4 protein-coding genes and 1 pseudogene are annotated in these 2,653 nt (G+C 56.8%); 2 read left to right on the top strand and 3 right to left on the bottom strand.

What is annotated here, in order from left to right; translation table 11 throughout:
• Both WS69_RS35520 and WS69_RS19115 read right to left on the bottom strand, forming a co-directional pair.
• Positions 1-101: pseudogene (locus WS69_RS35520) on the bottom strand (lysozyme); the annotation flags it as partial.
• Complete coding sequence (locus tag WS69_RS19115) at positions 94-276, bottom strand: hypothetical protein (protein ID WP_059472264.1); 183 nt, start codon at positions 274-276, stop codon at positions 94-96. The gene WS69_RS19115 and the pseudogene WS69_RS35520, both read right to left, overlap by 8 nt.
• Before the next feature lie 117 nt (positions 277-393).
• Between WS69_RS19115 and WS69_RS31480 the strand changes: the two genes are divergently transcribed.
• Positions 394-1,410, top strand: a complete 1,017-nt coding sequence (locus WS69_RS31480; protein WP_231747166.1) for a phytanoyl-CoA dioxygenase family protein — start codon at positions 394-396, stop codon at positions 1,408-1,410.
• A 2-nt stretch (positions 1,411-1,412) separates the two neighbouring features.
• On the opposite strand, the gene WS69_RS33520 is transcribed toward WS69_RS31480, so the two are convergent.
• Positions 1,413-1,601 carry a hypothetical protein gene (locus WS69_RS33520; RefSeq protein ID WP_156438241.1) on the bottom strand — a complete coding sequence of 63 codons (189 nt, stop codon included), beginning with the start codon at positions 1,599-1,601 and terminating at the stop codon, positions 1,413-1,415.
• Positions 1,602-2,399: 798 nt separating this feature from the next.
• On the opposite strand from WS69_RS33520, the gene WS69_RS34900 reads away from it, so the two are divergent.
• Positions 2,400-2,653, top strand: a 254-nt coding sequence (locus WS69_RS34900) for a hypothetical protein (RefSeq protein ID WP_231747165.1), incomplete at its 3' end; no start/stop codon positions are given.

Here is a 2,653-nt window from a genome sequence, read left to right as displayed (position 1 = left end):
GTCAGCTTCCTCCCTTCGAACTTCGGGACGATGGAAACAAGAAGGGCTGCCGTAGCAGCCCCCACAACCCCCACCAGTGTCTTCTTCGGCACGTTAGCCATCGAGCAACTCCCTCTTCCCTTTGTTCTTGATCAGGTAGTACGCCTGCAGCCCGATATAGCCGAGCGTCGCCAGCGCGACGTACCAGTTGATGTCGTGGCTCGTGAGCCACAACCAGAAGTTACTGCCCACCGCCGGCGCGGCTTTCGCTGCGCTCGCAACGACCTCGCTCTTCATCGAGCCTCCGTAATGAAAAGCCGCTCGAAGGCGGCAGTGAAAATATTCGTGTCCAGACAATGGTGATAACATCGGCGCAGGCCATATCAGCACCCGAAGCAATCTCACAACAGACCTATGCAAATCGAAAATTCGGTAAAGTCCAAATCGCGCCCTTGGTTCATGGATGACTCGCAAGTTGAGGCTAAGCTTGCCGGCTTGGATGCAGATGTAAGACATCATGCCCAGAGCATCATCGAGCACGGTTTCACGGTAATTCGTAGCTCGATCCCAAAGGAGCGTTGTACGTTTCTGGTAAATCAGTTCAAAGAGTTCGCACGATTGAACCCTGAAAAATTCAAGAAATTCCTTGATTCAGATGGACACTATCCGCGCATTGTGAATTTGCATGCGGCGATGCCAGAACTCTTTGAATTGTTTTCAAAAAATCACACTGCCTATCGCGTCCAGCAAGCGCTTTTCGGTGCGACTCCAACTCTTTATACGTCGCTCTTCTACGAGCGCGGCTCGGCACAAACACCCCATCGAGACACCCCAGTCTTTTCTACTAAGCCTGAGTACTTTTATTTCGGCGTTTGGGTGGCCCTTGAAGACGCCAATCTTGAAAACGGTGCACTCCAGGTTTATCGCGGCGGCCACAAAATACCGGAGCTCGATCGCGAAAAGATCGCATTGGGAAGATTCAAAACGCTTGAAGAAATTCCGCCGACATCAAATGACCTCTGGGTTGACTACCAGAGCGAAGTCGTGCGGCGTTGTGAAGATGCCGGCCTGCAAATCGAATCCCTTTGCGTCGAAGCAGGCGACACTGTCATCTGGCACCCGCAGTTGCCTCACGGTGGCGGCCCCATCGCCAATTTGGCCAAGAGCCGGTTCAGCCTTGTCATGCACACCACACCTGTCGGTGTACCGGTGTATCACCAGGACAAGTTCTTTAATCCGAATGCCGAAGCCCCCATTGATGCCCCCTGGTGGTACGAAGAAATCGACGGCGCTCATCGTGTCAAACATACGGAAGTGAACTTCGCTCACCAGGAGTCCTTCCCGGTGAGCGAATTTCGACTGCCGGAAAATGCAGAGAAGCAAACGCCTAAAAAAGGGCTTCTCCATTCGCTGAGGAATATTCTCAGCTGATCTCACCCAATGGACGGCGGATAGTATGTTTCATTATCGTCCGTCGTCCAGTCAATCCCCGCAGTTGAGTCTAACGGCAGAAGGCACGCCAGCACTCCATCCGGAGGCTGCCACTTGGCGGTGTCGCCATCCCAGACGATGATGTTTATCACTTTTCCGTCTTGAACCAGTGCGTAAATTGCTGGTGTCATGCGTACTCCTCCACGATCACAATTCCACCGCTCCCAGTGGCCCCGCCCACAGCTACCGAGCTCGCTCCGGCCGATCCGCCACCACCTCCACCGCCATACTGGCCTGGAGTTGGAGTCGCGCCGCCTTTAAATGACGGACAGAGTGGGGAATCGCCGCCGCCCCCCCCCATGGCATAAATTGTAGACATTGCCAATCCAGCGCCGCCAAGCGAACACGATCGATTGACGATTACCTGTCCTCCGATTACTCCTCCTCCATTATTGGCCTGCGTATTGTTCACGTATGGCGGTGCGCCTGCGCCACCGGCCCCACCTCCATTCCCGCCCGATGCGACCCAGGTGCCTACCGACGTATTGCCTCCGGACGTCCCGAAGTTGAACCCTGGAACTGCTCCCGTGCCACCGGCGCCGATCGTCACCTGCAAGCTCGTGAGGCCATTCGTCACCAATACTTCCATGTACGCGCCACCATTTCCTCCGTTCGCTGCCGCGGCCTGTGAGGAATTCGTCGCTCCGCACCCACCACCTCCTCCTCCGCCTCCCAAGATTTTGAATCGCGCACGAGAAGCGACTACGTTTCGGCCGCCGATTGTGTAACTGCCGGGCGTATAAGTGCCGCTCGACGTGAAGACCTGAACGCCGAGGAATAGGCCCAGCGCCTGCCCCGCCTGAAGCGCGTGCTGGCTCTGCGTCGCCGGCGCGACTTGCTGCGCACCACCGATGCACTCGAACAATACCCAGCACAGGGCCCCACCGTTGAGCAGCGGCCCCACGTACGACACGAGGGTCGCAATACCGTTGGCGAGCATCTCGCTGCCTTGCAATGCGGCACCGCCAAGGCCAAAGATCGGTCGTGACGCCAAGCCGTCGGGAGAATACGTCGACGCCCCGGTATTGGACGTCTTCACGCTGATCGTTTGCACGACGCCACTCACGGTTGGCAAGGCCGTCAACGGCACGGCGTTCGCAGCCGCATATGCGTTTGCCGAGCCGGTATCCGTAAGGATGACGCGCTGCTTCGACGCAGCGTTCACTGCCTTCGTGAAATTCGC

The organism is Burkholderia sp. BDU5 (genome assembly GCF_001522845.1).
GTDB lineage: Bacteria > Pseudomonadota > Gammaproteobacteria > Burkholderiales > Burkholderiaceae > Burkholderia > Burkholderia mayonis.
The sequence above is the reverse complement of the archived record's forward strand: the minus strand, read 5'-3'. Positions and strand labels throughout refer to the sequence as shown.